Source organism: Ignavigranum ruoffiae, from assembly GCF_900110675.1.
GTDB classification, from domain to species: domain Bacteria; phylum Bacillota; class Bacilli; order Lactobacillales; family Aerococcaceae; genus Ignavigranum; species Ignavigranum ruoffiae.
In genome coordinates, this window is record NZ_FOEN01000023.1 from 1 (window position 1) to 7,696 (window position 7,696).

General features: G+C 38.9%; 8 protein-coding genes. 1 reads left to right on the top strand and 7 read right to left on the bottom strand.

Annotated elements, in window-relative coordinates; translation table 11 throughout:
• The 7 genes from BMX34_RS09360 to BMX34_RS09390 all read right to left on the bottom strand — a co-directional run.
• On the bottom strand, positions 1-312 hold a 312-nt coding region (locus tag BMX34_RS09360; RefSeq protein WP_143440764.1), incomplete at its 3' end, for a helix-turn-helix domain-containing protein.
• A 188-nt stretch (positions 313-500) separates the two neighbouring features.
• Positions 501-3,182, bottom strand: a complete 2,682-nt coding sequence (locus BMX34_RS09365; RefSeq protein ID WP_092572743.1) for a YfhO family protein — start codon at positions 3,180-3,182, stop codon at positions 501-503.
• Entirely contained in the window at positions 3,166-4,122 is a 957-nt protein-coding gene (pgfS, locus tag BMX34_RS09370; protein ID WP_092572744.1) for a glycosyltransferase PgfS, read from the bottom strand. Before pgfS ends, BMX34_RS09365 begins: the two co-directional genes overlap by 17 nt.
• Positions 4,123-4,137: 15 nt before the next feature.
• Positions 4,138-4,530: a GtrA family protein gene (locus BMX34_RS09375; protein ID WP_092572745.1), complete on the bottom strand. Its 393-nt coding sequence runs from the start codon at positions 4,528-4,530 to the stop codon at positions 4,138-4,140.
• 178 nt (positions 4,531-4,708) lie between these two features.
• Entirely contained in the window at positions 4,709-4,849 is a 141-nt protein-coding gene (locus BMX34_RS10025; RefSeq protein WP_092572746.1) for an LPXTG cell wall anchor domain-containing protein, read from the bottom strand.
• A gap of 41 nt (positions 4,850-4,890) precedes the next feature.
• Positions 4,891-6,639 (bottom strand): MSCRAMM family protein, encoded by a 1,749-nt coding sequence (locus BMX34_RS09385; protein WP_143440765.1) that lies wholly within the window; start codon positions 6,637-6,639, stop codon positions 4,891-4,893.
• 8 nt (positions 6,640-6,647) lie between these two features.
• On the bottom strand, positions 6,648-7,220 hold the full coding sequence (locus tag BMX34_RS09390) for a SpaA isopeptide-forming pilin-related protein (RefSeq protein WP_092572748.1): 573 nt from the start codon (positions 7,218-7,220) through the stop codon (positions 6,648-6,650).
• Between the two features lie 207 nt (positions 7,221-7,427).
• Here BMX34_RS09390 and BMX34_RS09395 point away from each other — a divergent pair.
• Positions 7,428-7,696, top strand: a 269-nt coding sequence (locus tag BMX34_RS09395) for a transposase (RefSeq protein WP_200793444.1), incomplete at its 3' end; no start/stop codon positions are given.

Below are 7,696 nucleotides of genomic sequence, written 5' to 3' on the forward strand. Positions count from 1 at the left end.
ATGATACTCTTGACGCCATCTAGGAATCAGTGAAGGATTATTCAATCCCAATTCATTCGCCACATCTTGATAGGACTTCTCACTGGCTTCATACAAAGTGATTGCTTTTAACTTAAAGTTTACACTGTATGTCTTATTTTTTCGAGAGCGCATTAACCCTTTTATTCCTAAAGTTTTATAAGCGTTCACCCAGGTTCTTAATTCTTGGGAGGATTTAATCTTATATTTCTTCGTCAACGCCTTCATCCCGATGGTTCCAGAAAGATATTCGGATACAATTTTCATTTTAAATTCTAAACTATATTTAGCCATACAAATACCCCCTAAAGTTGGATCATTCGGTCCAACTTTAGGGGGTCAGTACAGAATGCTGTCCTGAACAGGTCGTCTTTTTGGCTTTATACGTATTATTTTTCTCTAATTTTTTCACAAGAGATAGGAAAAATCAAAATTTGTAGCTTTGATGTTTTTTATCTGATCGAATCGATGATGACACTCTCCTAGCCTTCCTCAATAACATAGCTTTGCCTGCTTGGCCAATCCTTTTCTCGGCCCGATCTTGCGAGATAGATAAATAACAGGAGACTGAGAACGCTAAGCCCCACGCCGATCAGGAAGCCTTTGGGGTAATAAACCATTTCAACCTGATGTGTGCCCGGCGACATGCGGACGGCCAATAGAGCGTCCCAAACTTTCACTGGATTGACCGCCTTGCCATCAACTTTGACTTGCCAACCTTCATCATAAGGAATTGAAGTGAATAGCCATTGAGAATCTCCTTCCAGGGTTACTTGGCCTTTCACCTGATTATTGCCCCAAGAATCAATGCGCCAACCTTCAGCTTCTTTGCTCTTGAGCAGTTGATAAATCGCATCTCGGTCAAAACGGGCTAAATACAAGCGACTCAAGTCGACTTCTTTATCCGTCTTGAAGATCACTTCGAAACTTTGTTCTTGACCTTGTACTTGGTCAGCCAAATTAAAGAGCTGATCAGCCACAAATTTCTTGCGGATGGCTAACTTCTCCCCATTAATGGCAAAGGAGAAATCATCTTCTCGGGTCGATAAATCTAATGGCACGCTAGCAAAGTATGTGCCATTACTTTGTGGAATGAACTTCCAACGTAGGCGTCCTTCCTGACTTGAATCAATCCGTTGATAATACTTACGACCATTGACCTCGCGAACCTTAAGATTATCCATTTCCACAGTATTTGGAGCCATCAGCGTTGCATAGGCCTTATCCGACGGTGTCATGCTTTGCATGATTAATTCCTGATTTTGTACCGGCTGGTTAGCTTTCAATTCCAGACCAATCAACTGATCCGAAACGCCAAAACCGAGAGGTAAGCTGGCTGGAACCTGATAGGTCTCAAAGCGTTCTGTGGCACTGACAAAATTATCAGCCTGGGTCAGGTCTTTACGAGTGACATCATTGCCAAAGAAATAGGTTTTCTCGTTTAAGGCCGTGCTTCCAGTATCGTAAGGATGGTTCTGAATAAAATACTTGACCGCAAACAAACCGTCCGTCAGTGGCGTACCAATATAAGTTGTGGAAGCGTCTACCGCGTTTGAACCTAAATGCTCTAATAGTTTGCGCGTAGAGACTTCTAGACTTGAAGAGAAATGGGTTAAGCCTGGATAGTCGAACATCATGGGATCATTCTTCGACCGGGTAAATGACTTAGAAATTCGGTAGAAGTCTTGATGGTTAGGTCGAATGGGATCAATCGCTTCGTCAATTACTTGGACGGCATTTTGAAATTTATAAGCATCTGAATAATTAATTCGACCTTGAGAAATCACCGCGTTGGCGCCTAATTCACCCGCACTAATTAATAGCACCAGTAGCCACTGCCAAGAGCGGTTGCCAAGGAAATATAGCAGCAACCAGATGAGAATGAACAAAGCCGTTGATACATATTTTTGGCCCGACGTTAAGAAACTAAAGTCATGTTGGAAAACATAGGCCTGCATCAAGAGAATCGCCGCTAAGCCAAATAACACCTGATAGGCTTTAAAGGAAGCATCCTTTAATCCGCGATAAGCTAGAAATACTAAAAAGAAAGCCAATAACCAAGAAAAGCGATAAAAGAAGCCGGCAGGATTTTGTCCCATATGCCAGAGTTTGGAAGTAAACTCATGAACGATTGAAACAAAAAAGACCAAAATGACAAAGAAGGCCGCTAACTTCTCTGACCAACGAATCTTGTCGGTCATGAAATAATACAGGGCACCGACTAAGCCAAGCGAGGCTACATAAATATTAGGCAAATTTGGGCCAAATGGCCAGGACTCCGAATCAAAGGCACCGATATTTAACTTGGCTAAGATATCTAAAGGCTCAATCTGTAATTCCCAAGCGAACTTTAGCGAGTTGGCGCCAGCTGCTTTCGATTCAATCAAGTTCAAGACATTGGGCACAAAGACGGCCGAAGTTAACAAGACAGCCAGAATAGAATAAAATGCTAGGCGACCAATAGGTGGTAGAATCTTTGGCAGATAGTCCCGCCATTTTTGCTCTTTTTTCTGCCATATTAAATAGAAGATACTATAAAGAACAATAAAAATACAGATCATATAGCCCATATAAAATTGAATAAATATCATAAAGGCTAGTAGCAGACAATACTTATAAGGTTTGCCACCGTCGAGCAACTCTTCTAAGCCAATTAGGATAAAGGGCAGCATCCACATGGCATCATAAAAAATTGGCACCATTTGATAAGAGACATTGTAGCCATTTAAGGTGTAGATCGTTGCCAAACTGATGGTTAAATATGGTGAATATTGTACAGCGCGATGGCGTTTAATTAAGAAGTAGGCCATAGCGAACCCAATCAAACCATAACGGAAAATCACTGTACAAAATACAGCTTCCACAATCATCGACGTCGGCAATAAAATATAAAACAGATTAAAAGGACTGAAAAGATAATAAGCCCAACTGCCGACCATATTTCCCCCAATGGATTTTGAGAAAGAATAAAAGAAAGCGGTAAAGTCGCCTGATAAGAGCGCCCTTTTTTGCGAGACATAGAGGTCGATAAACTGTTGGCTAAAGTCAATCGCCATCAGTGACTTATTTCCAAAAGGATAATAATCATTGATGACCCAGCCAATCAGCATAATTAGCATGGGCAGCAGGGTCGATCCGATTAGAATTTTATGCTTTCGGCTCAAGATGCTCAACCTCCTCCTTCAGATTACTCTCACTAATCAAGTAATGGGGACGGTGTTTAACCTCATAGAAGATCTTACCAATATATTCGCCTAAGACCCCTAAAGAAACCAACTGAACCCCACCAAAAAGGACCACCGTGAAAATTGTCGTGAAATAACCATCGACGGCTGTCTCTGGATTCATAATATAAGAAATTAACAACCAGAATAAATAAAGGCCACCAATCAAGATACAGCATAAGCCAAGATTAAAGACCAAACGCAATGGCTTGTCATTAAAAGAAAGAATACCATCAATAGCGTAATTCATAGATTTCTTGAAATTAAACTTGGTTTCGCCAGCTTCTCGTAAGACATTGTCATATTCAATCGTGGTCGACTTAAAACCAATCCAAGAAAACAAGCCCTTGGAGAAACGGTTGTATTCTTGTAGTGAGACCAAGGCATCCACTGCGCGCCGACTCAGAAGACGAAAGTCAGAAATCCCATCGGTTAAGGTCACATCCATCACATTATTGGCCACTTTGTAAAACATTTGGGCAAAGAAAGACGTCTTCATGTCGTCCCCTTCACGCGTCCGCTTGCCATTAACTAAGTCATAACCTTCTTGATACTTAGCCAACATCTTGGGAATCAAATGGGGAGGATTCTGTAAATCACCATCCATAATAATGACAGCATCCCCACGTGCATGCTCGAGACCAGCTAACATGGCCGCTTCCTTGCCGAAGTTCCGTGAGAAAGAAATATAACGAACCCGCGAATCAGACTGAGCAATCTTCCGCATCTTAGCCAGAGTTTGATCACGACTCCCATCATTCACGTATAATAATTCAACTTGAACAGGATCGAGTTTGTCTACTTCCTGGCTCAAGACCTGATGCGTCTTATCAATAACTTCTTCCTCATTATAAAAAGGAATCAAAATCGTCAATAACACAATGTCGCCCTCTTCCTAAGCTTGTTCAAAATAGATTTTCCGTGAAACAAAGTTAAAGGTCATTACAATTACACCGACTAAAATTTTAGCCAGCATTACTGGTAAATTCATAATATCGACCATTAAGTACATTCCCAGAATGGTAATACCCAGACCACACAAACTTAATACAAAAAAAGCAATAAATTCCTTATGTCGATCTTCATTGCCAAATTTACTTTGAAAGACAAATTTCATCGACAAATAATAATTATAGAAAGTCGCTACCACAAAAGCGATGGTGGCAGCAATCAGATGGTAGACGCCAAAATACTGATTGAGCACGTATAATATCCCCATATCTAACAGGGTGGCCGTTCCACCTACAAAGACAAATTTCATAATCTGTGCCTGTAACTTCTTAGACATCTCTACCCGTCTCCTATCATCTACAATAAGCTTTCATACTTGGCTATTATCTCATAGATTAGACGAAAAATCTTGCAAAGCTAACCTTAATTTGTGGAATACCCTATCGTTTCTTCATTAAAAAAGCCACCATCAAAACAAAGTTTTGCATGGTGGTTGAATTTGGTAACAAACACTATTATGCTTTTCGATCTTTCATGAAGAATACAAGTCCTAATGCAGCTAAGACAAGTCCGACCATCATAGCCCAAGGGGTTGATTTTTCACCAGATTCTGGTAGCTCATTCTTGTCTGATTCGGTAGAGGTTTCCTTTGGCATGACCACGATTCCCGCCCGTTCGGTCGTCGTTGAGTCATTATTTACTTGACTTGATTCGGAAGCAACAGAAGAGTAGTGCTAGTTCCTGATTGATCTATAGTGGTAATCACAACTCCAGGAATGCTTATTTCTTCTTCAGTTGTTGTCCCAAGTGAAGTCGTGTTTGTTGGGTCTTCTGTCATAATCGTTGAAGCTTCCGTCGTGGTTATCGTCGCCTCAGTTGTAGTTGTCGTAGAGTCAGTCATAGTCGTTACTTCCTCTGTCGTGATCGTTGATTCTTCCAGCGTCGTTGTCGTTGTCTCCGTCGTGGTCGTTACTTCTTCTGTGGTAGTCGTTGGAGCTTCGATCGTCGTCGTTACTTCCACGGTAGTTGTTGAAACTTCGGTCGTCGTTATTACTTCTTCCGTAGTCGACGACTCACTGGTGGTTGTTTGTTCTTCCGTCGTCGTTGTTGGTGCTTCCGTCGTAATCGTCGGATCAGGTGTATTTTCAATATCCACAGTAACTGGATCTTCTCCTACAAAGAAATATTGCAGAGATTCGTTTGGTAAATATCCCGGGGATGATTTAACCTCTTTTAGAATATAATCCCAATTTTTCGGTAAATTAAGTATTATTTGACCCAGTTCATCAGTCGTATATTGTCCTACATAGCTGAGTCCATCTGTTGGAAGTTCTTCAGCTGATACATGTTGATAGAAATTATTTAGAATACTAGCATACCAAGAATTATTTCCTTGGAGTTTAATTTTCTCATTATCATCAGGATAATTGAATGAACCTGATCCCCCAGCTTCTTTATGCCAGATATACAATTCAAATACCGTATTTGGAATAGGCTTTTTGCTTATCGAATCGACTTTATTAATAGTTACACGTTGAGTCACCTCCGGATCCGGATCATTAGGTATTGAGATTTCTACATCTTTATCGCTAATCTCAACCTTATAAATTTGATCATTCATTTGATAACCGAACGGAGGAGATACTTCTTTAATATAGTAAGTCCCCGGCGAAAGATCAACATTAGTGACTCCCGTTTCAAATATCCATACCTCTTGATAAAGTTCAAATCCTTCAGGAATATCAGAAAGAACTTCTTGTGCAGTAACCTCAGAATAAACAGAGTCAATAAATTTAGTTAAAAATGGAATCCTATCTTTTTTAGTTGGTATATCTCTATCAGAATCTTGGGAATATAAATTTTTAGTGTAAATTTCCTCTTCTTTTCTTGGTCCATAAATTTCGAAAATCGCACCGGACAATAGTTGTTTGGTTATCGAATCATATTTCTTAATGGTTAAATTTTTAGGTTCCTTAATATTATTAACGATTAAATCAATTGAAAAATCTGATAAATAGAAATACTCTGGTTCAGAATTTAATTCGTATCCCGGGGCAGGTTTTACTTCTTTAAAGAAATACCATCTGTTTTGCGACAAATCAATAATAATTTGACCTAATTCATTTGTTTTATAGCGACCGATATATTGTGCACCCTCCATTGGAGTATCTTGGGCATTTGCTTCTTGATAAAAACCATTAAGAATACTTGCATACCAAGGGGTATTTCCTTGAAGTTTTAACTCTTCATCTTGATTCGGATAAATAAATGAACCACTTCCACCACCTTCATCAAAATAAGAATATAAGTCAAACTCAACATTCGGAATCGGTTCTCCGGTCATTCTATCAATTTTTGTTAAGGTAACCGTTGAAAAATAATTTGGATCAGGATCGTTAGGAATCGAGATTTCTACATCTTGGTCACTAATCTCGATGGCATACACTTCTTCATTCAGCAAATACCCGATTGGGGAATAATTTCTCTAAGATAATAGGTCCCGGGGGAAAGATAAGTAGTAAATTTCCCATTCTCATCAGTGTAAAAAGTATCTAATAGAATATTTCCGGCTGGAATATCTGCATTCGTTTCTTGCGCAAATACTTTTGCATACATTGAATCCATAAATTTCGTTAAAAATGGAATTGTTTCTTTTATTTTCGGTAAAGTGTCTTTGTGATTTGTCTCCAAAGAAGAATAAATTTCAGGCTCCAATCCATAAAGTTCAAATTGAGCACCAGATAAAGGGTATTTAGTTAATGAGCCGTATTTATAAACAGTTAACAGCTTTGGCTCTGTAGGAATAACATCCGATTCTGAAGATAATTCTTCATTAGAAGTTTCTGTCTGAGTTGCGGATTCTGTCTCAGTTTCCTCACTTGTTGCTTGATTATCCATGGTCGTATTTTCTGTACCTAGATTACTTTCACTATCTTGAGCTTTAATAATAGTTAAAGGTATAAACACCAAAGCCAATAACAAAATTATTCCCGACAAATATTTCCTAAGTTTATGACTAATTTTCATTATACTCCTCCTAATACTCCTTAAATTTCCTATAAGTTTCATCACAATTCGACAAAAAATTTCCTATTGCTAACCAACTTTATCAAAATTATAATACCAAAGAATTGATAAAGTCCATATAATTGTGTAAAAGACAAAAGGCCATGTAGCAACCCTTTTTACGGTACAATGTTTTTAACCACAAAAACATACCCAGGAGGACTTTACATGACCCAAGTACATTTTACACTGAACAGCGAAGAGGTTCAAAACATTATTGAACGATCAGTTAATGATGATGTTTCTAAAAAGATTTTAACTACTGTTTTCAACCAATTGATGGAAAATCAACGAACAGAATATATTCAAGCCGATGCGTATGAACGTTCAAAAAGTCGGCAAAGTCAAAGAAACGGCTATTATGAGGGAGAATTTACTACTCGGGTAGGAACACTGGATTTAAAAGTGCCCAGAACTCGTGATGGTGAATTTTCACC

Excerpts from the sequence above, each read along its gene's own strand:
- BMX34_RS09375 (WP_092572745.1), bottom strand. The coding sequence starts at position 4,530 with ATGTCTAAGAAGTTACAGGCACAGATTATGAAATTTGTCTTTGTAGGT.
- BMX34_RS10025 (WP_092572746.1), bottom strand. The coding sequence starts at position 4,849 with ATGCCAAAGGAAACCTCTACCGAATCAGACAAGAATGAGCTACCAGAA.
- BMX34_RS09390 (WP_092572748.1), bottom strand. The coding sequence starts at position 7,220 with ATGAAAATTAGTCATAAACTTAGGAAATATTTGTCGGGAATAATTTTG.